The 251-nt window shown below is 40.6% G+C and carries 1 pseudogene; it reads left to right on the top strand.

The annotated features are described in order from the left end of the window. Positions 1–140: 140 nt before the first annotated feature. Positions 141–251 (top strand): annotated as a pseudogene (locus tag SB772_RS43770) (peroxidase); the annotation flags it as partial.

Raw genomic sequence — 251 nt, 5'->3', positions numbered from 1 at the left:
AACCAGTTTGTTAAGATAAAGTCAGTTTTTACGGATGTGCTTTATGTTATATTTGATAGCTGAGCACGTCGATGATAATAATAGAACGCGAGGCCGACGTGTCGATATAAGCGTTCATTCACATAGCTAAGGAATCAAGCATGGCACATTTACGTTTAGGTGATACCGCACCAAATTTTGACGCTACAACCACAGAAGGTGACATCAATTTTCATGAGTGGGCAGGTGATCATTGGGTCGTTTTTTTCTCG

Source organism: Paraburkholderia sp. SIMBA_030 (assembly GCF_046535245.1).
Classification (GTDB): Bacteria; Pseudomonadota; Gammaproteobacteria; order Burkholderiales; family Burkholderiaceae; genus Paraburkholderia.
Note: the sequence above shows the minus strand (reverse complement) of the source record. Positions and strands in the feature narration are given on the sequence as shown.